The sequence below is a fragment of the Sphaerisporangium sp. NPDC049002 genome (assembly GCF_040649355.1).
GTDB lineage: Bacteria > Actinomycetota > Actinomycetes > Streptosporangiales > Streptosporangiaceae > Sphaerisporangium.
In genome coordinates this window covers 1-22,360 of the sequence record NZ_JBEZFH010000033.1, presented here as the reverse complement: position 1 = coordinate 22,360, position 22,360 = coordinate 1, and the positions used below count along the sequence as shown (strand labels likewise).

The window sequence follows — 22,360 nt, the reverse complement described above, 5'->3', positions numbered from 1 at the left end:
GCAGGCCACGTCAGCGGGTCCTCCAGCGATACGACGCCATTTATCCACAGCCTGTGGATAACGCCGAGCTGGCAGACCATTCCCCGATTTGCCTTATTTAGATGCTGAAACGTGATGTCCGGCTACCGCGAGCGACCTAGTTATCCACACGGTGTGGACAAACCTGTGGTAGAGCGGGCAACCCTCGCATCTAAGCGTCCGAAACCCGCGAGAAATATGTCCCCCTAGGCCGATATTGTCATGAGTCATGGGGACAAACACTCGTGACGTGCGGGTCTGGGCGGCACTGGCGGCCGTGTATGTCGTGTGGGGGTCGACCTACCTCGGCATCATGATCGCCATCGAGACCATCCCCCCGATGCTCAGCGGGGGCCTGCGCTTCGCTTCGGCGGCCCTCATCCTCGGCACCGTGATCGCGGTACGCGGAGGGCTCGGGAGCTTCCGCATGACCCGGCGGGAGTTCCTCGGGGCCGGCCTGGTCGGGCTACTGCTGCTCACGGGGGGCAACGGCATGGTGGCGATCGCCGAGCGGCACATCTCCTCCGGCCTCGCCTCGCTGCTGGTCGCCTCGGTGCCGCTGTGGCTGGTGATCTTCCGCATGATGGCCCGCGACCGTCCCCGTCCGCTCACGCTGGCCGGAGTGCTCATCGGGTTCTGCGGCGTCGCCGGGCTCTCGCTGACCGGCGCCGCCTCGTCCAGCGCCGTTGGCATCGTGATCATCCTGGCGGGGTCGCTCTCGTGGTCGATCGGATCGTTCCTGCCCGGCATGATCTCCATGCCCAGGGATCCCTTCGTGGCCAGCACGGTCGAGATGGCCGTCGGCGGCGCCGGGCTCCTGCTGGCCGGCACCGTCTTCGGCGAGCGCCTGCACCCCGCCGCGATCAGCGGGAGCTCGTGGCTGGCTCTGGCCTATCTGGTCCTGGTCGGCTCGCTGGTGGGCTTCACCTCGTACGTGTGGCTGCTCGGCAACGCGCCGATCTCCCTGGTGTCCACCTACGCGTACGTCAACCCCGTGGTGGCCGTGATCCTCGGCGTCGTCGTGCTCAGCGAGCGGGTGACCACCCAGATGTTCACCGCCGGCATCGTCATCGTCCTCGGCGTCGCGATGGTCGTCTCGACCGAGCGCAGGGGGCACCGTCCCGGGACGGACGAGCCGGCCCGGGACACGGACCCCGGCCCCACGCGAGGGCATCCCCCGGCCGGCGCCCCACAGCCCGAGGTCACCCCTTCCTGAAGGCCTCCGCCGCGGTCAGGAAGGCGTCGTTGGCGTCGGGGGAGCCGATGGAGACGCGCGCGCCCTCGGCCGCGAAGGGCCGTACGGCCACGCCCTCTACGGCGCAGCGCTCGGCGAACTCGACCGTGCGCTCGCCGAGCCGCAGCCAGACGAAGTTGGCCTCGGTGGGAGGGACCTCCCATCCCTGGCCGAGCAGGGCCTCGCGGACGCGCGTGCGCTCCTTGACGACCGTCTCGACGCGCTCCAGCAGCTCGTCCTCGGCCGCGAGGGAGGCGACCGCGGCGGCCTGCGCGATGCTGTTGACCGCGAAGGGCACCATGGTCTTGCGGACGGCCGCGGCCACGGGCGCCTGGGCGACGAGGTAGCCGACCCGCAGCCCCGCCAGGCCGTACGCCTTGGAGAAGGTGCGCAGGACGGCGACGTTCGGCCGGTCGGCGTACAGGCTGAGCCCGTCGGGCACGTCGATGTCGCGCACGTACTCGCGGTAGGCCTCGTCGAGCACGACCAGCACGTCGCCGGGCACCCCGTCGAGGAACGCCGTGAGCTCGGCGGTGCGGTTGACGGTGCCGGTCGGGTTGTTCGGGTTGCACACGAAGATCATGCGCGTGTCGGGGGTGATCGCCGCCGCCATCGCGGACAGGTCGTGGGTCTCCTCGGCGAGCGGCACCCGCACGGAGGTCACCCCCGCCAGGTCGGCGAGCAGGGGATATGCCTCGAAGGACCGCCAGGCGTAGATCACCTCGGCGCCCGGGTCGCTCACGGACTCGAAGAGCTGCTGGGCGACGGTCACCGAGCCGGCCCCGAGCGCGATGTGCTCCTGGGGCACCGAGAGGCGCGCGGCGAGGGCCTCGGTGAGCGCCACGCACGCCGGGTCGGGATAGCGGTGGACATCCCTCGCGGCGGTGGCGATCGCCTCAACCACGGAGGGCAGCGGGTCATAGGGGGACTCGTTGGACGACAGCTTGAACGAACGGCCGTCGGCGGAGACCACGGCCTTCCCCGGCCGGTAGGCGGGCATCTCATCGAGAATCGGGCGGAAACGCGGCATGGCCTTACCTTATGACGCCGCCGCAGCGGGCAGACCCCTGCCCATGCCCCCTGAAGACCGGACGCCTAACCGGCCAGGCGCAGCATCGGCGGGTGGAGCAGCTCGGCGGGCCCCCGGCGGTAGAGCATGGCCGGCCGGCCGCCGTCACGCGTGGTCGTGCGCCCCGTGGGGACGAGGAAGCCGTCGGCCTTGGTCACCTTGCGGTGGAAGTTGCGCGGATCCAGGGAGCGGCCCCACACGATCTCGTACACCCGGCGCAGGTCGGCCACGGTGAACTCCGAAGGGCAGAACGCGGCGCCGAGCGAGGTGTACTCCAGCTTGGCCCCGGCGCGCTCGATGCCGTCGAGCACGATGCGGCGGTGGTCGAAGGCCATCACGTCGAGCGAGGACACCGGCTGCCAGCTCATGTGGGCCTCGGTCGGGGCGGGCAGGTCGGGCGCGAGCCCCAGGTAGGCCACGCTCACGACGCGCTGCCGGGGGTCGCGGTCGGGGTAGCCGTAGGTCTGGAGCTGCTCAAGGTGGACCGGCGCCCCGGGCAGCCCGGCGCGCTCGGCGAGCACGCGGGACGCGGCGGCCGGGAGGTCCTCCTCCAGTTGGATGAACCCGCCGGAGAGCGCCCAGCGCCCTTCGTACGGCGGACGGTCGCGCTTCCAGACCAGCGCGCTGAGTTGCTGACAGCGCACGGTGAGCACGACGAGGTCCACGCTGACAGGAATGCGCGGCACCATGGGACGCACGTTACACCGGTACATGGGGGCCAAAGGCCCTCATGCCCCGCGGTTGAGGTAGACCGGGGCGTTGCTCTTCCGCCCGTCGGCCGACGTCACCTCCACGCGGACCCACGCGTCCGAGGGCACCGTGCTCCAGTCGACCGGCACCCAGACCTTCTGGACGGCGGGGGGCAGCCCGGGGATGGGGGTCCTGTCGATCCATCCGATCTCCGCCGAGTCGGCCTCGCGCGGCTCGTCTCCGCCGTACCAGCTCACCGTGACCTTGCCGAGGGCGAGGTTGTAGCCGCGGACCTCGATACCGTCCTGGATGCCCCGCTTGCCGAGGATGGCCTGGATCGGGATGGGCCGGTCCCAGTCCTTCGCGACCTGCTCGGCGAGCGTCGGCGTCCCGCAGGTGAAGAAGCTGCTCCACTTGTAGGAGATGATCTTGGAGATGTACGGCCCGGCGAACGCGACGGCCGCGTCCAGGCGCTTCTTGTCCGTGACGCCGCGCTTCCCGCCGGCCTCGCAGGCGCCGTCGCCCTTCGGCTCGAACGCCTCCACATTGGCCCAGAGCTGGACCTGACGCCCCTCGGCCCGCAACTCGCCCAGCGCGTTGGACATCGCGCGGTAGTAGTCGCGCGTGGCGCCGTAGTACGCCTCGCCGTAGGTGGTGTCGCCGACCACGGGCTTGAGCCGGTCGTCCACGGTCTGGCCCTTCAGGTTCGGCCAGTACAGGCCGACCTTGCCTGTGCCCCGGCTGTCCTGCGGGGCGATGATGCCGACGCCCGTCTGCGCGAGGACCTTGAAGCCCCGCGCGACCTGCTCGGGCGTCGAGGTGAACTCCTTGCCCCTGCGGGCGTCGAGGTACGGGCTGACCATGATGGGCTTGCCCGGAAGCTCCTGCTGCACGATGTCGTGCTGCTCGGCGTACACCTGGAGGGTCGTGACCACGGTCGGGTCGGGCCAGTCCCTGATCTGTAACTCGAAGGGCTGGTAGACCCCGCCGAGCGAGGTCCTGTCGTTGAAGCGGTCGCCGTAGTCCTGCAGGACGCGCCGGGTCAGCGTGGTGAGCGTCCCGATGTGCCGGGGGTCGGCCTTGGTGGGCTCCAGCCGGTCGCGCGGGGCCAGCGGCAGCGCGGGGAAGACCTTCATCGCGAAGCGGTCGGCCAGGTCGAGGATCTCGGTCAGGCTGTCCTTGAGGGCGCCGTTGACGAGGATGAGGTGGTATCCCCTGCCCTTGGAGCTGAAGTCGCACGTCGAGTCGTCAGAGCCGTCGTCGGGGGCGATCACGCGGTAGTAGACGTCGTCGCCGATCGTGATCGAGTGCTCCATCTGGGGGCAGCGGAACAGGCCCTCCCCGAACGCCTCGTCGGTCCGGTACACGTAGGTCCAGGTGATGCGGTTGCCGGGGTTGGCGGCCTTGAGCGCGGACTCGGCGGCCTGCACGCAGGTCATGCCGTTCTCCTCGCACCTCTGGTAGCGAGGGTCGGGATCCTTGCCGGCCGCGTCTCGCACCTGCCCGTCCTCGTCCACGGAGCGCGGCTGGAGCCCGAACCCGAGACGGACGACGGTGTCCCCGCCGACCTGGTGGATCGCCTGGAGTTGGCTGCGCCACGTGCAGTGGTCGGAGGTCGGTACCAGCCAGTATCCGGTGACGGCGTACGGCGTGGGCGTCGTCGTGTCGAACGTTCCGCAGGGGTCGCTGAACACGCTGGCCTCAGGCGTCGGGGTGCCCGGCTTCGGCTGCTGGGCCGGCGTGGTCGTCGCGGTCCTGGAACCTCCTTGGGAGTCCGGTAGAACGATGACTATCGCCGCGACAGCGGCCAGAAGAGCCGCTCCCAGGAGCAGAGTGAGCCCGCGCACCTTCAGGAGATTACCGTCCTTGAGTTGTGGCCCCGATAAAGAACGATCAGGGTTGGGGGGTGGCTCAGAGCCGCTGTGGCAGGGCTTCCCGGCGCCCGGGGGTGCCGCGCGCTACTTCTTCACGCCCGCCCAGGCTTCGAGCTGGGTCACGAACCTCCGGGCGGAGTTCGGCCAGTGGTGGTTGGCCCGGGCTGCCGCGTACCCGCGCGCCCCGGCGGCCAGGCGCTCGGCCGTGTCGTTGCGCAGCCGCAGCACCGCCCGCGCCACCGCCTGGGGGTCGCGCCAGGGCACGACCACGCCGCTCTGGTAGCGCTCCACCAGCTCGACGGCCCTCGGCGACGGCGTGGTGATCACCGGGATACCGTGCGCCATGTACTCGACGATCTTGGTGGGCATGGAATGCCGGTAGTTCGGCTCGTCGTGTAACAGCGAAAGGCCCGCCAGCGCCCCGTCGAGCCGCTTGAGCGCCTCGTCGTTCGGCATGAAGTCACGCCATTCCAGCACTCCATCGGCCACGGCCTGATTGAGCATGGGCCTGCTCTGGGGGTCGGCGTAACCGATCAGCTCGACCGCCACGCGGTGCGGCTGGAGCAGCCGGCCCACCTCGACGGCCTCGCGCACGCCCCGTGCCTCCGACAGCCAGCCCAGGTAGACCACGCGGTCGTCGGAAGGCTCGCTGACGTCGTCGGGCACCCAGGTCTCGTTCGGCACGACCAGGTGCGCCTGCCGGAACCGGCCCGCGTAGGCGGTCTCCGCCAGCAGCAGGTGCAGGTGGCGCTCGGCCGTACCCTCAAGCAGCCGCGCGAGGAAGCGCGTCGGCGGCCGGAGGAACGAGGGCAGCCACGGCTTCAGCGAAAGCGTGGCCGGGGTGTCCTCGTGGACGTCCCACACCACAGGGGGCCGCCGCCGCACGCCCGCGACCGCGAGCAGCAGCTCGGGATCGTGGATGAGCGCCAGGTCGACCTGGCCGCGGAGGCTCTTGAACAGCCGCCGCGCCGCCCGCACCGCGGACAGCCGCTTACGCTCCGCCGCCCTCGGCAGATCGACCCCCGTGACCCACGACCGTGGTACGACGCCGCGAGCCGTGTACGGCGCGGCGTACGTGACCTCATGACCGGCGTCCACGAGCGCGCGGATCTGCCGGTGCAGGATCCGGGCGTCCTCGGGGTGGTGGACCACCGTCATGACAAGCACGTGCACGCGCCGACCCTCCGCCCGTCAGAGCCGCTCGACGCGTTCGCCCTCGGAGAGGACGCCCCGGGTGTCGAGAAGTAGATGCGCTCGTTTCTCCACCATGTCCAGGTCGAACTCGGAGTGCTGCTGGAGCAGGACGGTCACGTCCGCCCGCTCCACCGCCTCCGCCAGATCGTCCTCTCGTGGCACTTCGACCCCGTCGACCCTCCACTGCTTCACGTGCGGGTCGGCGAAGACGATCTCGGCGCCGAGATCGCGGAACGCCCTCGCGATCGGCACCGCCGGGGTCTCGCGCTCGTCGGCGATGTCCGGCTTGTAGGTTACGCCCATCAGCAGGACGCGGGAGCCGTTGACCGGCTTCTTGGCGCGGTTCAGCAGGCGCTGCACGCGGGCCACGACGTACGCCGGCATCCGCTCGTTGATCTCCTGTGCCAGCTCCACGAAGCGGAACGGGTAGCCGAGCTTGCGCACGGCGTGGGAGAGGTACGAGGGGTCGACCGGGATGCAGTGACCGCCGACGCCCGGGCCGGGCAGGAACTTCTGGAAGCCGAACGGCTTGGTGGAGGCGGCCTCGATGGCCTCCCACAGGTTCACGCCGAGCTCGTCGCAGAAGATGGCCATCTCGTTGACGAGCGCGATGTTGACGTGCCGGTAGGTGTTCTCCAGCAGCTTGGCCATCTCGGCCTCGCGCGTGCCGCTGACGGTCACCACCTGCTCGATGAACCGGGCGTAGAACGCCTCCGCGCGGTCGCGGCACGCCCCGGTGTACCCGCCGACCACCTTGGGCGTGTTGCGCAGCCCGTACTTCGCGTTGCCGGGGTCGATGCGCTCCGGCGAGAAGGCGAGGTGGAAGTCGACGCCGGCGGTCAGCCCAGACGCCTCTTCGAGGATCGGGCGGACGACCTCGTCGGTCGTGCCGGGGTAGGTGGTCGACTCAAGGACGACGAGCGCTCCACGCTGGAGGTAGCGCCCCACCGACTCGACGGCGCCGCGCACGGCCGAAAGGTCCGGACGGTGGTCCTCGTCGAGCGGAGTGGGCACGCAGATGACGATGGTGTCGCTGGCGGCGAGCACCGACTGGTCGAGCGTGGCCGTGAACCCGTTGGCCAGCATGGAGTCCAGATCGGCGTCACTCAGGTCATCGATGTAGGAGCGGCCGGACGTCAGGGCGTCGACCTTGCGCTCGTCGACGTCCAGTCCGACCACGCGAAGACCTGCCCCTGTGGCTTCTTTCGCGAGGGGCATGCCCACGTAGCCCAGGCCGATGACCGCGAGGTCGTACCCGCTCACGTGGCGACCCGAGGAAGCCCGAAACAACACTGCATGGTGGGAAAGGCTATCTCAAGTCCGCACAGATCACGTCTAATGCGATTGAACGCATAGCCAACCCGAGGTTTCCGATCGCTCATGATACGCAAATCATCGGGCAACGGACTGGTAGATCGTCCGGTAGGTCTCCGCGATCCGGCTCCACGTTCGCTTCGTGGCGACCTCGTTCCGGCCGGCCTCGCCCATCTCGGCGCGCCGCTCCGGATCGTCCCGCAGACCTGCGAGAGCCTTGGCCAGAGCAGCAGGATCGCCGGGCGGCACGAGCAGGCCGGCGCCCTCGGAACCGACCAGCTCCGACAGCGCGGGAAGGTCGCTCAGCACGACCGGCTTCCCGAGCGCCATCGCCTCCACCGGCTTGAGCGGGGTCACCAGGCGGCACACGCGAAGGTCCTCACGCGGGCAGACGAAGATGTCGATGGCCGACTGGGCCTGGAGCGCCTCCTCGGGGCCGACCCGGCCCGGAAGGATCGCGACGTCGCCGAGGCCGAGCTTCTCCACCTGGGCGAGCAGCGCGGGCCGCTCGGCGCCGTCGCCGACGATCAGTACGCGCACGGGGGTCCTGGTGTCGCGCAGCAGCGCGGCGGCCGAGAGCAGAGTCGCGAAGCCCTCGTAGCCCACGATGCTCGACACCGAACCGACGACGATCTCGTCCGGCGCGATGCCGTACGCGGCGCGGAACGCCGCGCCGTCGTAGTCGGCGGTCAGCAGCGTGTCGTCCACGGCGTTCGGCGCGAGGAAGATCTTCTCGCGGGGGACCCCGCGCTCGGCGATCTCCACCGCCATCGTCTCGGCGAGCGTCACCACCGCGTCGGCGGAACGCATGATGTGCGCCTCGCGGTCGCGCTGGAGCAGGTGCCGCTCGCTGCCGACCCTGGCCGCGTCGCGCGAGGCCCAGGTCTCCTCCAGGAAGCCCCGCACCTCGTAGACCAGCGGCGTGCCGGTGCGCTCGCGCGCGGCGAGCGCGACCGAGCCGTTGCGGTGGTCGGTGGCCGCGTGCAGCACCTGGGGCCGCAACGTCCTGACCAGCTCGGTCACCTCGCCGGCTCCGCGGATCATGCGGCCGCGGCTCTCGAACGGCACCTCGCCGCTCGGCAGCAGGCGGTGGTAGGGGACGCCGTCGATCTCCTCGTACGGCTCGGCGTCGGCGTGCCCCTGGAGCATGGGCCAGCCCCAGCTCGTCACGACGTGCGGGTCGAGCCCGGCGGCGCGCTGCGCGGTCACGATGCGGTGCGTGCGGACGGTGTACCCGGCCTGGGTGTACGGCAGCGCGTTGGTCACGCAGTGCAGAACGCGGCCCTCGACCCGCTCGCCGACGATCACCTTGGACTTCGGCGGGATGGGAGCGGTGCCGATCGCGGCCTTCTCACCCTCGTAGTAGGCGATCCGCCTGCGGATGAACGGCCAGCGCGCGTGCGGCTGGAGCACCTCGATGGCCTTGGTCATCCGGCCATGCTCGAACTCGGCCTTGGCCGCCTCAAGGGGGCCGTCGGCCATGCGCCGCGCTATCTTGCGCGCGGTGACGCGCACGACGCGGGCGACCGGCCACGCGACCTTGCCCACCGCTGGACGCAGGCGTGGCGGCATCGCCTCCGCCGCGGCCTGCGCCACACGCATCGGGTCGGATTTGACCCTGGTGACGAAGACTCTGGAGACAATGACCGGATGCTGGACGAAGCCCTTGAGGAAACCGCTCACGCCGGCGCGAGCCGACTTGGGGGAGACCTTCTCGGGCCGGCTGGCCTCGGAAACCACGCGGTGACCGTACCATAGGCACCGCTTGGCCCTACTGGGCACTAGTTGACCCACTCCCGGCTGAAAGGCGAGGTCAATGAGGGAGAATCCCCTCGTTCTGCACGTGCTGGGCGCTCGTCCCAACTTCGTGAAAGCGGCGCCCGTCGTGCGCGGCCTGGCGGAGCTGGGGGTCCGGCAGGGCATCGTCCACACCGGGCAGCACTACGACGCGCTCATGTCCGATGTCTTCTTCGCCGACCTCGGCCTCCCCGAGCCGATCGCCAACCTCGGCGTGGGCTCCGGCAGCCACGCGCGCCAGACGGCCGCGCTGCTGACCGGCCTGGAGGAGGTCGTGCTGGAGCACCGGCCCGACCTGGTCGTGGTCTACGGAGACGTCAACTCCACGCTCGCCGCGATCCTGGTCTGCGCCAAGCTCCAGATCCCGACCGCTCACGTCGAGGCGGGCCTGCGGTCCTTCGACCGGGAGATGCCCGAGGAGGTCAACCGCGTCGTCACCGACGCTCTCGCCGACATCCTGCTGGTGACGAGCCCCGACGGGCTCTCCCACCTGGCCAACGAGGGGATCTCCCCGGCCAAGGTCCACCTGGTGGGCAACCCGATGATCGACAGCCTCTTCTCGGCGCTGCCGAAGCTCGACCCCGAGCCGCTGAAGGAGCGTCTCGCCCTGCCCGCGCGCTACGCCGTCGCCACCCTGCACCGTCCGGGGAACGTCGACGACCCCGAGTCCGCCCGCGAGCTGGTCGAGGCCGTGCTGGCGGTGGGCGAGCAGGTGCCGATCGTGGTGCCGCTGCACCCGCGCGGACGGGCGCGCCTCGCCGAGGCGGGCCTGGTGACCGGCGACAACCTCACGATCATCGACCCGCTGGGGTACGTCGAGTTCCTCTCGCTGGTACGGGGCGCGGCGCTGGTCGTGACCGACTCCGGCGGCGTGCAGGAGGAGACGACGATGCTCGGCGTCCCCTGCCTGACCGTGCGGCCGAACACCGAGCGGCCCATCACGATCACCCACGGCACCAACCGTCTCGTGACCCCGGCGACGCTGCCCGCGGCGGCGTCCAAGGCGCTCGCCGACGGCGCGGCCACCCCCAGCGGGGAGCTGCCGCCGCTGTGGGACGGCGCCGCGGGTCCGAGGATCGCCCGCGTCATCGAGGCCTGGCTGCGCGGCGACAACCTCTCCCCCGCCGCCCAGGCCACCCCACCCACGACGGCCTGACCTGGGCGTTCACTGCACGGACCACGCTCGATCGCCAGGCCGGCGATCTGGGCATCTGGGCGAAAACACCCATCCTTTCGCGGCAGAAGCCGTACGATCGGACATTCCCGGGCGATGAGCTCACAGGCTCGCGCGGGAGCTCGCGGATACGAGGGAGCAAGTCGGACCATGGCCGAGAGTGACCAGACAAATCCGGATGAGCCGCGTTTTCAGCGGCTCGGGGCGGCGAACTGGCTACCCGAGGAGCGCAAGGTCTTCGAGCGCTACGAGGACCGCATCCGCGACCTTGAGCGGCGCCTCGCCACCGCCGAGGCGCGGGCCGAGTACGCCCAGTGGCAGCTGTCGGCCACCAAGGCGCAGCGCCCGTACCGCGTGAGCACCGCGCTCGCCGGGGCCAAGCGCCCGTCCAGGCTCGTACGGCTCCCGCGCGACCTGTCGCAGGCGCTCAAGCCGAAGAAGGCTCCCAAGGCGCCGGCGACGGTCACCGCGAGCAGCGTCGCCATCGACGCGGTGATGGCGCACGCGCCCGAGGTCAAGATCCCGAACCTGGCGTGGCCGGAGGGCCCGGTCAGCCGCCCGGACCTGAAGGTCGCCGTCATCCTGGACGACTTCTCCCGGATGGCCTTCAAGTACGAGTGGGACCAGATCGAGTTCGGGCTCAAGGACTGGCCCGAGATCTTCGCCGAGAAGCGTCCCGACGTGCTGTTCTGCGAGTCCGCGTGGCACGGCAACCAGACGCGCTGGCGCTACCAGATGACCGGCACCAACGCCCCCAAGCAGGAGCTGCGCGACCTGGTGAGCTGGTGCCGCGAGCAGGGCATCCCCACGGTCTTCTGGAACAAGGAGGACCCGCCGAACTTCGAGTTCTTCATCGACACGGCCAAGCTGTTCGACTACGTGTACACGTGCGACGGCGACATGGTCCCCAAGTATCGCGAAATATTGGGACACGATCGGGTGGATGTGCTGCAGTTCGCGGCGCAGCCGCGCGTGCACAACCCGATCCAGACCAAGCAGGGCCGGCCGTACGACGTGGTCTTCGCGGGCATGTACTTCCGCGACAAGCACCCCGAGCGGCGCGAGCAGATGGAGGCCGTGATCGCTCCCACGCGGGAGCTCGGCCTGCACATCTTCGCCCGCAACGACAAGGCCGGCGACAAGTACGCCTGGCCCGAGGAGTACCGCCCGCACATCGTCGGCGAGCTGCCGTACGAACAGATGCTCGCCGCGTACAAGATGTACAAGGTCTTCCTCAACGTGAACTCGGTGATCGACTCGCCGACCATGTGCGCCCGGCGCGTCTTCGAGCTGTCGGCGTGCTCCACCACCGTGCTGTCGGGGTGGTCGCGGGCCATCGAGGAGACGTTCGGCTCGCTGATCCCGATCGCGCACACGCAGGAGGAGGCCTACAACCAGGCCCTCTACCTGATCAACAGCCCGGAGCTCCGTGCCCGCCAGGCCCACCTGGCCATGCGCGAGGTGTTCGACAAGCACCTGTTCTCCCACCGCGTCGACCAGATCCTCACCGCGCTCGGCCGTCCCGTGGTCGCGCGGACGAAGACCGTGTCGGTCGTCCTGCCCACCAACCGGGCGGGCCAGCTCGAACACGCCATCTCCCAGGTCGCCCGCCAGCGCCACCGCGACCTGGAGCTGATCCTGGTGCTGCACGGGCTCGACATCGACCCGGGCGTCGTCCGCGACAAGGCCCTCGCCGCCGGCATCCCCGCCGTCAAGGTGCTCACCGCCGACCCGTCGCTCACCCTCGGCGAGGTGCTGAACCTCGGCATCGCCCAGGCCGACGGCGAGTACGTCGCCAAGATGGACGACGACAACCTCTACGGCACGCACTACCTGTCGGACCTGCTGCGCGCCTTCGACTACGCCGACGCGGAGATGGTCGGCAAGGGCGCCCACTACACCTACTTCCCCGCCACCAACACGACCGTGATGCGCCTGCCCGGCCTGGAGCACCGGTACGCCCACCTCGTGCAGGGCGCCACGATCCTCGCCAAGGCCGACCTGCTGCGCACGTTCGCCTTCGAGGCCGTCAACGCGGGCGAGGACACGCGGCTCGTACGGCGGTGCAAGGAGGAGGGCGTGCGCATCTACTCCGCCGACCGCTTCAACTTCGTCTACATGCGCGGCGCCGACGCCTCGGCCCACACGTGGAAGGCCCAGGACTACAAGCTCACCCGCAACGCCCAGTTCTCCTTCGTCGGCCACCCCGAAGCCCACGTGATGATCTGACCCCACCGCCCGAACACCCTCCGGATACTGTCGCCAGCGATAGTATCGCTGGCGATACTATCGTCAGGAGGCGCATGTGAGCGGTTTCATCGGCCGGGAGGCGGAGCTCGCGGCGCTGCAAGGGTTGCTCGACCGGGTGACCTCGGCCGCCGGTGATCCCCGGCCAGGACGGTGCGTGCTCATGCGCGGGCGAAGGCGGATCGGCAAGTCCGCCCTGGCGGAGGAGTTCGTAACCCGCAGTGGCATGGCGTCTCTGTACTTCACCGCCGCACGCGCGAGCGCCGAGCAGGAGTTGCGGCAACTGCTCGATGACGTCGCTTCCTCCGACCTTCCTCACCGTGAACTCTTCGTCCACACCCCGCCGGCCAACTGGAACAGTGCACTCCAACTGCTGGCGGACGCGATCCCCGACGATTCACCATCGGTGGTGGTGATCGACGAGGTCCCCTACCTCATGGAGCGCGTCGACGCCTTCGAAGGGTTGCTCCAGCGGGCCTGGGACCGCTACCTGAGCCGCAAACCCGTTCTGCTGATCCTCATCGGCTCGGACATGTCGATGATGGAGGCGCTCAACAGCTACGAGAGGCCGTTCCATCAGCGGGGAACTGAGATGGTGATCAGGCCGCTCAATCCCTCCGAGATCCAGCGGATGCTCGATCTCGACGCCAAGGCGGCGTTCGACGCGGCTCTCGTCACCGGTGGCCTCCCTCTGGTGTGCGCCGAGTGGGCACCGGGAGCTTCGGTGTGGGAATTCCTCCATGACGCGCTGACCAACCCGGTATCGGCCCTCCTCGTCTCAGGCGAAAGGACGCTGGCCGCGGAGTTCCCCGGCCAGGCCATGGCACGCGAAGCGCTGGAGGCCATCGGCAGCGGGGAGCGCACCTTCGTCAACATCGCGCGGGCCGCGGGAGGCATCTCCCACTCCACCCTCACCCGCGCGACGGACCTCCTCACGGCCAAAGGCATCGTGTCCTCAGACCTCCCGCTGAGCACCCGCCCCTCGAAGGAACGCCGGTACCGGATCACCGATCCCTACCTTCGCTTCTGGCTCTACTTCCTGCGGCCGCACATGCCGGAGATCGAGCGGCGCCGGGGTGACCTCACGCTGCGGCGGATCGCGGCGGGCTGGAGCAGTTGGCGCGGACGGGCGGTCGAGCCGTTGGTACGCGAGGCGCTGGCCCGGTTGGTACCCGATGGACGGCTTCCCTCCGCCGAGGCGATCGGCTCCTACTGGACACGGAGCAACGACGTCGAGATCGACATCGTCGGGGCGGACCGTACCCCCATCGCCAAAGAGCTTCGCTTCGTCGGATCGATCAAGTGGCTGGAGAGCGCCTTCGACGCTCACGACCTCCAGGAACTGGTCCGGCACCGGGCCGCGCTGACCGATCACCCCCTTCCATTGGTCGCCGTGTCCCGAGGCGGCGCGACCTGCGACGGACTCACCGCTCTATACGGCCCAGAGGAACTCATCACCGCGTGGAGGCCTCAGAGCCGGCCAGAGATCGGGCAGACGTCCTGACGGAACGTCGAAACCAGATGTTCCCGAGCCGGAACTCCTTCTACACCTACAACGGCCTGGTCGCGGCGCTGAGCGCGTACCCGGCCTTCGCGACCACGGGCAGCGACACCGTGAGGAAGCAGGAGGCGGCGGCCTTCCTGGCCAACGTCAACCACGAGACCGGCGGTCTGGTCTACATCGTCGAGCAGAACACCGCGAACTACCCCCACTACTGCGACACGAGCCAGCCTTACGGCTGCCCGGCGGGGCAGGCCGCGTACTACGGTCGCGGTCCGATCCAGCGCGAATATAGGTGTTGTACGTAGATTGTCGCGATTGAGGGGGAATGAGAAGCGACAGGGAGCGGTTGCGTACTCCCGGGGGACGGCCGCGCGGCCAGCGGGGTGAGTCCGGCCTCGATGTCCACGACGCGCAAGGAGAACGTCCCGGTGACGACGGTAGCGAGCCCGAAAGGCATCGGTCTGCGGTCGGAGCGCGGCCCGGTGCTCGCGGCCATCATGCTCTGCACGGGCCTTGTGGCACTCGACAGCACCATCATCGCGACGGCCGTGCCATCCGTGGTGAGCGACCTGGGCGGCTTCTCGCAGTTCCCGTGGCTGTTCTCCATCTATCTGCTCACCCAGGCGGTGACCGTCCCGCTCTACGGCAAGCTGGCGGACATCTTCGGGCGCAAGCCGGTCATGTTCTTCGGCATCGCGGTGTTCCTGCTCGGCTCGGTGCTCTGCGGCGTCGCGTGGAGCATGCCCGCGCTCATCATCTTCCGCGCCCTGCAGGGCATCGGAGCCGGGGCCGTCCAGCCCATGAGCATCACGATGGTCGGCGACCTGTACTCCGTCGAGGAGCGCGCCCGCGTGCAGGGCTACGTGGCCAGCGTCTGGGGCATCTCGTCCGTTGTCGGCCCCGCCCTCGGCGGCGTGTTCTCCGAGTACATCTCGTGGCGCTGGATCTTCTTCATCAACCTGCCGCTCGGCGCCGTCGCGGCTTGGATGCTCGCCCGCCGGTTCAAGGAGCGGGTGACGCGCAGCTCCCACCAGATCGACTACCTCGGGGCCACGCTGCTCACCGGCGGCTCGTCGCTGCTCATCCTCGGCCTGCTCGAAGGCGGGGTGGCGTGGGGCTGGGCCTCGGTTCCCAGCCTGGTCATCTTCGCCGCGGGCGCCGTCCTGGTGGCCGCATTCGTCGTCGTGGAGCGCAGGGCCGCCGAGCCCATCCTGCCGCTGTGGGTGTTCCGCCACCGCACGCTCACCGGAGGCAACCTCGTCGGACTGGGCGTCGGCGCGCTCCTGATCGGCCTCACCTCGTACGTCCCGACCTACGTCGAGGGCGTCCTCGGCACGGGCGCCCTGGTGGCGGGCTTCGCCCTGGCGGCGCTCACCCTCGGGTGGCCGCTGGCCGCGACCTACTCAGGACGCCTCTACATGCGCATCGGCTTCCGTGACACCGCGTTCATCGGAAGCGGGTTGGTCGTGGCAGGCATCATCCTGGCCGCCCTGCTCAGCCAGCGGGCGCAGGTGTGGATGGTCGCGGGCGCGTGCTTCGTCGTCGGCGCCGGCCTCGGGCTCGCGTCCAGCCCGACTATGGTCGCCATCCAGTCGGTGGTCGGCTGGGAGCGCCGGGGCGTCGTCACGGCGACCAACATGTTCTCGCGTTCGATCGGGAGCGCGGTGGGGGCTGCGGTCTTCGGGGCGATCGCCAACGCCACGCTGGCCGACCGCTTCTCCCACCCCCCGGCGTCCCTGGCCGGCAAGCTGCCCAACAGCGTCGACGCCACGAGCCTCGTACTCGGCGCCCAGGGACCCGCCGCGCAGTCGGCCACGGCCGTCTTCATCCGCAGGGCGCTGTACGACGCCACCCACAACATCTTCCTCGCGCTCGTCGTGGTGGCGGTGCTCAGCGTGGGCGCGATCCTGCTCATGCCCCGCCGCACCGAACAGCTCACCTTCGACTGACCGCCCCTGCTTCCCCGCTGGGGGCGGCATAATCGGCACCCGGGCGGGAACGGGTGTGGTGAAGGGAAGACCATCGATCGCCCCGGTGAGGGGATGAGAAACCATGGCGATCTCTCTCAACCACACGATCGTCCCCGCGCGGGACAAGCGCGCCTCGGCCGGATTCCTCGCGGGGATCCTCGGCCTACCTGTCGGAGAGCCGATGGGCCCGTTCATACCGGTGCGCATCGGGGAGTCGCTCACGCTGGACTTCGCGGACGTCGACTTCGCGACCAGGGGCGTCACCGACATCGCGCCGCACCACTACGCGTTCGAGGTCGGCGAGCCCGAGTTCGACCAGATCTTCGACCGCATCCTACGGGCCGGCCTCGACTACTACGCCGAGCCCCATGAGCCCAAGCGCTTCGGGGAGATCAACACCTCGCGTGGTGGACGTGCGGTCTACTTCGACGACCCCGACGGGCACATCATGGAGATCATGACCACCTCCGGCGTCGACCCCCTCTGACGGGTCCCCGGCTTCGAGACCCGTGACGAGCGTCGCCCCCGGTCGCCGTGAGGACCATCGCCACGCCGCCCACACTGTCTTGCCCGTCCCGTCGGACGTGTGGACGACACCCCACCGCTCCGCGAGTGACTCGACGATCGCGAGACCCCGGCCGTGGACGGCGTCCAGACTGAGGCGCAGCCGCCGAGGATCTTCGGGGCCGTGGTCCGTCACCCGGACGTAGATCCCCTCCGCCGTCGCCCAGAGCGAGAGCCTGACCGGCGGTTCGCCGTACACGACCGCGTTCCCGAGCAGCTCGCTCACCACCAGGACCAGGTCGTCGGTGAGTTCCCGGGGCACCCCCCAACCGCGACACGTGTCCCGCACCATGCTCCGGGCCTTGCCCACGACCGCCGGTTCACAGGGCAGGTCCCAGCACACGGTACGTGGACCATCCGGAGTGTCGATCATTGAGACTCCCTGCTGGAGAAGGGGGGATGAGTTCTGCGGGGCAGCGGTGATCGCTCCCTTGCGGTGCCGCCCGTTCACGCCGCCCTCCGGCCGCTGGTCTCGTACGGGTGCGGCTCTCGCCTGCCCGGCATGGAACGGACGTCCGGGGGATGGCTCGCGCGGTACGGCGGCGCCGATCCGGCGGCCGGTGGCGCGATGAACCGAGCGCACTGCCCGGCATTCGGGTCCGGCACGTGCGACATGGCACTCAACGGACGTACGGGAGCGGGCGCGTGGCGCGAGAGCCCGAGGCGCCACCACTCGGCCAGCCGCGCCCGGAACTGGCGATCGGTCGGCGCCTCGTAGGCGTGCCGCCCCCGGTGGGGAAGGCAACGGTCATCGTGGGCGTACGGCGAATCACCACACCACCGGCACCCCATAGGCGCAGGCGGCCTCTCGGCCCTGTAACGCATCCGGATGACACGAATAACCCTTGTAAAGTTGACCACGGGATCGGACCTCCAGTGTCCGTTTCAAGGAGTCCGTCCGGTGTTCGTCGCACCTGACGGACTCCGCCTATTTGCGGTGCTCTGCCCACTTCATGCCCGCACTATTCACCCGTTAATTCATGGCAGATAACGCCAAATCGGGCATTATTTGAGCAGGCCTTGATCCTGGTCACGCCGTTCAGCCGCGATTCGGCCATCTTCCTGGTCGCGACCTATTAACATGCTGGCAGAACGATACGGGAATCACAATGCGCAGATAAATATACGCGCGTATGCCTGATTTTCAATTCCCCAGCAAGTTGGACATTAGCGGCAGGAGGACGTTCACATGGTGACCAATAGCCCCACGGTCAAGCGGCGACGACTGTCCCAAACGCTTCGCCGACTCCGGAAGGACGCCGGGCTTTCGGTGACGGAGGCGGGCAAGCGACTGGAGTGGGATCCGTCAAAGGTGTCAAGGATGGAGCGCAACGAGTGGAAGCTCCCGAGCATCCATGACGTCCGTCTGCTGCTCGACCTGTATGGCGTCACAGACAGGGACAAACGAGAAGCCCTCGTCACGCTCGCCCGAGAAGCTCGTCAACGTGGCTGGTGGGAGAAGTACCAGGATGTCTTCCGCAGCAGCCTGCCGGACTTCGAGTCGGGCTCCAGTGCGATCCGAACCTGGCAGGTCGTACTCGTCCCCGGACTGCTCCAAACAGAGGCGTACGCGAAGGCGGTCTGGCGTGCGGGCCAGGTTCTCGACGAAGATCTCATCGAGCGCCATGTGCAGGCGCGGCTCGCACGTCAGACCATCCTCAACCGCGAGGACGCACCGTCCTTGCTGGCGCTGATCGATGAAGCGGCATTGCGCAAGTTGATCGGTGGGGCGGAAGTGATGCGCGAGCAAATCGAGCATCTGATCAAGATGGCGGGCAAGCCGAACATTACAGTCCAGGTGGTTCCTGACTCTGCCGGGGCCCACCCGGCGCTGGAAGGTTCGTTCGTCATCCTGGACTTTCCCGATGACCCGAGCCTGATTTATACGGTGACGGTCACCGAAAGCCTCTGGCTTGAGCAGCCATCGGAGTACCAGCGATATAGCCTTATCTTCAGCCATGTAATGACATCGGCCCTATCTCCAGATGAGTCGATTCGGTACATGGAGACACTCGCGCATCGGCTCAAGGAGTAGGCATGGATCAAGACTTAAGCAGGCTGACCTGGTACAAGAGCTCCCGCAGCGGGGCCAACAACGACGACTGCGTGGAGGTTGCGAACTTGTCCAGTGGGGGGCGGGCGGTACGGGACAGTAAGGATCCGGGGGGGCCGGTTCTCGCGTTCGGGGCCGGTGAGTGGCGGGCGTTCGTGCGAGGTATGAAGGCCGGCTGGCTGGGCTGACCGTCGCGTTCCACCCGTCGCGAGCGCCAAGCCGAGGAGCGTGCGCTCGTACAACACCTGGTGGCCACGGCCCCGTACGAGCGCGCCCGGCGCTTCGGGAACAGGTCGCTGCCACGATGCGCCCATGCCGCACACCGGCTAGATCACCTTGGGCTGCCAGCACAGGCAAGCCGCCCACCAGGTCTCGGTTACTGTCAGTCCGTGAACCAACACGAGGCAGACACGGCGCTGGCCATAGTGGGTCATGGCGTCTCGGCCGATTCCCTGGACACGGAGACGCTTGACATCAAGATGGTCGTCCGCTCTCCCAACTCCTGCCCTTTCCCCCCCGACCAACAGCGAGAGGTCATGATCGCACGCGGCCAGGTGGACTGGTCGGCTGATGCCTCAAGCATCGGGATCGACAAGCTCAGCGCCATAGAATTCGAGCGACTGCGTCGCATTCTCGCGGCGAGCGGCCGCGATCACCTGGCCGACCTGGGAGATCAAGCTCTGCTGGAATCCCTCCGCCTGATCGCGCCCAACGGCGGCATCACCAATGCGGGCGTTCTCTTGCTGGCTGACGAGCCGTTGCTGAACCAGATCATCCCCGGTTATGGTTACTCGTATCAATTCCGCCCCACCACGGGCAGCGAGGCGACGCAACGAATAAGAGGCACTCGACCTCTGATCGCCGCGATCCAAGCTCTTACGGATGCGATAGAGACTCGTCGCGAGGTCCACCCGCTCAATGTGGCCGGCGGGGTGCAACTGCAGCTCACAGACTATCCGAACGAGGCCGTCCGCGAGCTCATCATCAACGCGTTCATCCACCGATCATACGAGACCAGCGGCACGGTCGACATCGAGCATTCTCCTGAACGCCTCGTCATCACGAGTCCGGGCGGACTGGTATCGGGCGTGACCCCCTCAAATATCCTCACCTATCCGTCCACTCCGAGAAACCGCCTCCTCACGGAAACGGTTTCCATCCTCCAGTTCGCCGAACGCACCGGACAGGGAGTCGACAGGGCCTATCGGGAGATGCTGCGGATCGGCAAAGAGCCTCCCCTGTTCGAGGATCACGGAACGCTTGTTCGCGCCACCCTCGCGGGCGGAATCGGCAACGGCGCTTTCGTGCGCTTCATCAGTGACCTTCCGATGAAAGTGGCAAGAGACCTGAATGTACTGCTTGCCTTGTCATATCTTCGGCATAGCACCAATATCGACGCGATGAAACTCGCGGAAACCATCCAGCGCACTCCGGTCGAGGCGCAGGAGGTTCTTTCCATGATGGCAGATGAATATGATCTTCTAGAGCCGACCAGACGTACGATCAACAAGCCGTTTCCTACATACCGCCTCCGATCCCACGTTCTCACGGCGATGTCCCGTTCGGTGACATATCGCCGACACAGCGCCACGGAGACCGATCAAAAGGTGATCGACCACGTACGGGAGTACGGCTTCGTCACCAACCAGACGATCCGTCGGCTGTTCGACCTGCATGTTTACGCGGCCCGCGATCTGATCAACGGTCTCAGAGATCGAGAGATCCTGGAAAAGATCGGTGCCGCACGAGGAGGTGTCGGGGTGCGTTACGGCCCAGGGAAGAATTTTCCGAAATGAAGATCTGAGTCTTCCGCGCCACCCTCGGACGTCCCTCGCCTGCCGAGCGCGCAGGTGGTGAAGGAGAACATTGAGGCGATACATCATCACGGGCACCCCCGGTGCCGGGAAGACCACGATCCTTCGGCACCTGGAGGCGCTCGGGCACAGTGTCGTCGACGAGGCGGCGACGACGGTCATCGCGTCGGAGCAGGCGCGGGGCGAAACCGAGCCGTGGGCGGATGCGTCTTTCATCGACAAGGTGCTCGCCGTGCAGCGGCACCGGCAGACGGACAGCCCGGCGACGGACATCCAGTTCTACGACCGTTCTCCGATCTGCACCCATGCGCTCGCCACCTATCTGGGATATCCGATCTCCCCAGCGCTCTCCGCCGAGATCGAGAGGATCACAGGCGAGGGCGTCTACGAGCGTCACGTCTTCTTCGTCCGCAATCTCGGATTCTGCGAGCCCACCACCGCCCGGCGGATCAGCTTCGAGGACTCCCTCGAATTCGAGCGCGTACACGAGGAGAGCTACCACCTGTTCGGCTACGAACTCGTCGACGTTCCGGCCGGAGAACCGGCTGATCGCGCGGCCTTGGTGACGAACACCATCTCTCGACTCGACGGTGAGAACCGTCTGGCGGCACCTTCGCAGCGCCTTTGGAAGACGCCGTAGGCTGCCCCCCATGCCTTCGCCACCCCCACGCGCTCGGCGGCAGCCCCTGAAGGAACCGGCGGCGCCCAGATTGAAGACCGTTCTCAGTGGCGCGCGACTGCCCGAGCACGAGCTTGTGGACGACGGCACGTACCGGTCGATGGAGTTCGACGGCGTCGACCTGTCCTCCCGGGACGCCGACACGGCGGAGTTCGAGGGCTGCCGGTTCGTCGAAACGCGGTTCTCCGGGACGGCGATGCGCCGGGGCGGCTTCTCCGACGTGGAGATGGAGCGCTGCGACCTGTCCAACATGTCCGCCAGGTCGTCGGCGATGTACCGCACCCGGGTGTCGGCGAGCCGGCTGACCGGCATGGCCTGGGCCGAGTGCGGATTCCGGGACGTGGTGTTCGACGCCTGCCGCGGCGATCTCACGGGGTTCAGGTTCTCGACGTTCAAGAACGTCGTTTTCCGCGACTGCAACATGCTTGAGGTGAACTTCCAGAACGCGGATCTGACAGGTGTCCGATTCGAGCGCTGCGACCTGACGGGCGCGCAGTTCTCCGGCGCCCAGATGGAAGGCGCGCGGTTCGCCGACTGCGTCCTGCTGGGGATCGGCGGCGTCACCAGCCTCAGGGGCGTGACCGTCAGAACCTCGGACGCGCGGGGATTGGCCCACAGCCTCGCGAACGCCATGGGAATCATCGTCGAGGACGCCTGACGGCCATAGGGCCGTCGTCTCGCGCTGACGGGATCTTGCCTCTGTCATGCACCTGACGCGGAGATCAAAGGCCGCGATATCAGGCGATTGATAGTTACTCTCGGTAGTCGAGTGGTTGTACTCAGCCACACCAGTCGACCATTGAGAGGCAGGCCCCTATGCGAATGCGCCCCGCAAGGAAAGTCCGTTCAAACAGGAAAAGCCTCGCGATCGGGCTGCCCGGACTTCTGCTGTTCAGCGCCGCCATCGCGATGTCCCCGGCCGCACAGGCAGAGACGACGACCGCGCCACGCCCGGTGGAGGTCACGACGACCCCCGCGTCCAAGCCCATCCAAGGCCAGTACATCGTCAGGCTGAAACCCGGCGCGAGCGCCTCCGGCGCGGTGCTCCCGCTGGGCGTGCACCCCCTCCAGACCTACAAGCATGTGTTCAACGGCTTCGCCGCCAGGCTGACGCCCGCGCAGCTCAACCGGTTGCGGTTCCAACCCTCCGTCGCGGCGATCGAAC

Annotated in this window: 20 protein-coding genes and 1 pseudogene; 14 read left to right on the top strand and 7 right to left on the bottom strand. The window is 68.2% G+C overall.

Going from position 1 to position 22,360, the window contains the following annotated elements:
* Positions 1-247: 247 nt before the first annotated feature.
* On the top strand, positions 248-1,234 hold the full coding sequence (locus tag AB0B89_RS10055) for an EamA family transporter (protein ID WP_358550615.1): 987 nt from the start codon (positions 248-250) through the stop codon (positions 1,232-1,234).
* Here the strand turns inward: AB0B89_RS10055 and hisC are convergent.
* The 6 genes from hisC to AB0B89_RS10025 all read right to left on the bottom strand — a co-directional run bounded on the left by hisC (position 1,221) and on the right by AB0B89_RS10025 (position 9,133).
* Entirely contained in the window at positions 1,221-2,282 is a 1,062-nt protein-coding gene (gene hisC / locus AB0B89_RS10050; protein WP_358550613.1) for a histidinol-phosphate transaminase, read from the bottom strand. The genes AB0B89_RS10055 and hisC overlap by 14 nt on opposite strands.
* 65 nt (positions 2,283-2,347) lie before the next feature.
* Positions 2,348-3,010, bottom strand: a complete 663-nt coding sequence (locus AB0B89_RS10045) for an NUDIX domain-containing protein (protein WP_358550611.1) — start codon at positions 3,008-3,010, stop codon at positions 2,348-2,350.
* 39 nt (positions 3,011-3,049) lie between these two features.
* Positions 3,050-4,858 carry a DUF4434 domain-containing protein gene (locus AB0B89_RS10040; protein WP_358550609.1) on the bottom strand — a complete coding sequence of 603 codons (1,809 nt, stop codon included), beginning with the start codon at positions 4,856-4,858 and terminating at the stop codon, positions 3,050-3,052.
* A 111-nt stretch (positions 4,859-4,969) separates the two neighbouring features.
* Positions 4,970-6,058, bottom strand: coding sequence for a glycosyltransferase (locus AB0B89_RS10035; protein WP_358550607.1), 1,089 nt, complete (start codon positions 6,056-6,058; stop codon positions 4,970-4,972).
* An 18-nt stretch (positions 6,059-6,076) separates the two neighbouring features.
* Positions 6,077-7,342, bottom strand: coding sequence for a nucleotide sugar dehydrogenase (locus AB0B89_RS10030; RefSeq protein ID WP_358550605.1), 1,266 nt, complete (start codon positions 7,340-7,342; stop codon positions 6,077-6,079).
* A gap of 129 nt (positions 7,343-7,471) precedes the next feature.
* Entirely contained in the window at positions 7,472-9,133 is a 1,662-nt protein-coding gene (locus AB0B89_RS10025) for a glycosyltransferase family 4 protein (RefSeq protein WP_358550603.1), read from the bottom strand.
* 76 nt (positions 9,134-9,209) lie between these two features.
* Here AB0B89_RS10025 and wecB point away from each other — a divergent pair, with 76 nt between their 5' ends.
* The 6 genes from wecB (at position 9,210) to AB0B89_RS09995 (ending at position 16,572) form a co-directional block, all read left to right on the top strand.
* On the top strand, positions 9,210-10,346 hold the full coding sequence (gene wecB, locus AB0B89_RS10020) for a UDP-N-acetylglucosamine 2-epimerase (non-hydrolyzing) (protein WP_358550601.1): 1,137 nt from the start codon (positions 9,210-9,212) through the stop codon (positions 10,344-10,346).
* Between the two features lie 168 nt (positions 10,347-10,514).
* The gene (locus tag AB0B89_RS10015; RefSeq protein ID WP_358550599.1) at positions 10,515-12,593 is read left to right on the top strand and encodes a glycosyltransferase; all 2,079 of its coding nucleotides are present in this window, start codon (positions 10,515-10,517) and stop codon (positions 12,591-12,593) included.
* Positions 12,594-12,669: 76 nt separating this feature from the next.
* Positions 12,670-14,115 carry a DUF234 domain-containing protein gene (locus AB0B89_RS10010; protein WP_358550597.1) on the top strand — a complete coding sequence of 482 codons (1,446 nt, stop codon included), beginning with the start codon at positions 12,670-12,672 and terminating at the stop codon, positions 14,113-14,115.
* Positions 14,116-14,132: 17 nt separating this feature from the next.
* Positions 14,133-14,420: a chitinase gene (locus AB0B89_RS10005; protein ID WP_358550595.1), complete on the top strand. Its 288-nt coding sequence runs from the start codon at positions 14,133-14,135 to the stop codon at positions 14,418-14,420.
* 123 nt (positions 14,421-14,543) lie between these two features.
* Entirely contained in the window at positions 14,544-16,064 is a 1,521-nt protein-coding gene (locus tag AB0B89_RS10000) for an MDR family MFS transporter (protein ID WP_358550593.1), read from the top strand.
* Between the two features lie 103 nt (positions 16,065-16,167).
* Positions 16,168-16,572, top strand: coding sequence for a VOC family protein (locus AB0B89_RS09995; protein WP_358550591.1), 405 nt, complete (start codon positions 16,168-16,170; stop codon positions 16,570-16,572).
* Between the two features lie 72 nt (positions 16,573-16,644).
* Here the strand turns inward: AB0B89_RS09995 and AB0B89_RS09990 are convergent.
* Positions 16,645-17,022: pseudogene (locus tag AB0B89_RS09990) on the bottom strand (ATP-binding protein); the annotation flags it as partial.
* 129 nt (positions 17,023-17,151) lie between these two features.
* On the opposite strand from AB0B89_RS09990, the gene AB0B89_RS09985 reads away from it, so the two are divergent.
* The 7 genes from AB0B89_RS09985 to AB0B89_RS09955 all read left to right on the top strand — a co-directional run.
* On the top strand, positions 17,152-17,367 hold the full coding sequence (locus AB0B89_RS09985) for a hypothetical protein (protein WP_358550589.1): 216 nt from the start codon (positions 17,152-17,154) through the stop codon (positions 17,365-17,367).
* 471 nt (positions 17,368-17,838) lie between these two features.
* Complete coding sequence (locus AB0B89_RS09980; protein ID WP_358550587.1) at positions 17,839-18,684, top strand: helix-turn-helix transcriptional regulator; 846 nt, start codon at positions 17,839-17,841, stop codon at positions 18,682-18,684.
* 2 nt (positions 18,685-18,686) lie between these two features.
* Positions 18,687-18,890: a DUF397 domain-containing protein gene (locus tag AB0B89_RS09975; RefSeq protein WP_358550585.1), complete on the top strand. Its 204-nt coding sequence runs from the start codon at positions 18,687-18,689 to the stop codon at positions 18,888-18,890.
* A gap of 201 nt (positions 18,891-19,091) precedes the next feature.
* Positions 19,092-20,498 carry an ATP-binding protein gene (locus tag AB0B89_RS09970; RefSeq protein WP_358550583.1) on the top strand — a complete coding sequence of 469 codons (1,407 nt, stop codon included), beginning with the start codon at positions 19,092-19,094 and terminating at the stop codon, positions 20,496-20,498.
* A 70-nt stretch (positions 20,499-20,568) separates the two neighbouring features.
* Positions 20,569-21,156, top strand: a complete 588-nt coding sequence (locus tag AB0B89_RS09965) for an AAA family ATPase (protein ID WP_358550581.1) — start codon at positions 20,569-20,571, stop codon at positions 21,154-21,156.
* 70 nt (positions 21,157-21,226) lie between these two features.
* Positions 21,227-21,853, top strand: a complete 627-nt coding sequence (locus AB0B89_RS09960; RefSeq protein ID WP_358550579.1) for a pentapeptide repeat-containing protein — start codon at positions 21,227-21,229, stop codon at positions 21,851-21,853.
* 158 nt (positions 21,854-22,011) lie between these two features.
* Positions 22,012-22,360: protease inhibitor I9 family protein (locus AB0B89_RS09955; RefSeq protein WP_358550577.1), on the top strand; the 349-nt coding region annotated here is incomplete at its 3' end.

What these genes read in the sequence shown, in the direction of transcription:
- AB0B89_RS10055 (WP_358550615.1), top strand. Translation starts at nt 248, where the DNA reads ATGGGGACAAACACTCGTGACGTGCGGGTCTGGGCGGCACTGGCGGCC.
- hisC (WP_358550613.1), bottom strand. Translation starts at nt 2,282, where the DNA reads ATGCCGCGTTTCCGCCCGATTCTCGATGAGATGCCCGCCTACCGGCCG.
- AB0B89_RS10045 (WP_358550611.1), bottom strand. Translation starts at nt 3,010, where the DNA reads ATGGTGCCGCGCATTCCTGTCAGCGTGGACCTCGTCGTGCTCACCGTG.
- wecB (WP_358550601.1), top strand. Translation starts at nt 9,210, where the DNA reads ATGAGGGAGAATCCCCTCGTTCTGCACGTGCTGGGCGCTCGTCCCAAC.
- AB0B89_RS10015 (WP_358550599.1), top strand. Translation starts at nt 10,515, where the DNA reads ATGGCCGAGAGTGACCAGACAAATCCGGATGAGCCGCGTTTTCAGCGG.
- AB0B89_RS10005 (WP_358550595.1), top strand. Translation starts at nt 14,133, where the DNA reads ATGTTCCCGAGCCGGAACTCCTTCTACACCTACAACGGCCTGGTCGCG.
- AB0B89_RS09995 (WP_358550591.1), top strand. Translation starts at nt 16,168, where the DNA reads ATGGCGATCTCTCTCAACCACACGATCGTCCCCGCGCGGGACAAGCGC.
- AB0B89_RS09985 (WP_358550589.1), top strand. Translation starts at nt 17,152, where the DNA reads ATGGAACGGACGTCCGGGGGATGGCTCGCGCGGTACGGCGGCGCCGAT.
- AB0B89_RS09980 (WP_358550587.1), top strand. Translation starts at nt 17,839, where the DNA reads ATGGTGACCAATAGCCCCACGGTCAAGCGGCGACGACTGTCCCAAACG.
- AB0B89_RS09975 (WP_358550585.1), top strand. Translation starts at nt 18,687, where the DNA reads ATGGATCAAGACTTAAGCAGGCTGACCTGGTACAAGAGCTCCCGCAGC.